Genomic DNA, 257 nt, shown 5'->3' with positions numbered 1-257 from the left:
ACCGCCCGGATCAACGCGTTCTCCGACAATGCGCCGTACTGGTGGGCGGTGCCGGCGATCCCGGCATCGATCAACCCCAACGCCTCCTCATCACATACCAGCTGCGTGCGCCAGGTGATCGCAGCGATCACCTTCGCCGACACCACCCCCTGCGCGAACACCTCCGCGGTCCTAGGCAGCCGATCACGCAGGGCCATCGCGATGCGCATCTGGGCACTGGCAGCGCGCGGGCTGAGAGTGCAGGCCGCACTGATCTC

Annotated in this window: 1 protein-coding gene; it reads right to left on the bottom strand. The window is 67.3% G+C overall.

The window, feature by feature from the left end:
- Positions 1-257: DUF222 domain-containing protein (locus G154_RS00305; protein WP_036478583.1), on the bottom strand; the 257-nt coding region annotated here is incomplete at both ends.

It is taken from the genome of Mycobacterium sp. VKM Ac-1816D (assembly GCF_000416385.1).
GTDB classification, from domain to species: domain Bacteria; phylum Actinomycetota; class Actinomycetes; order Mycobacteriales; family Mycobacteriaceae; genus Mycobacterium; species Mycobacterium neoaurum_A.
This window is presented reverse-complemented; position numbering and strand designations above follow the sequence as displayed.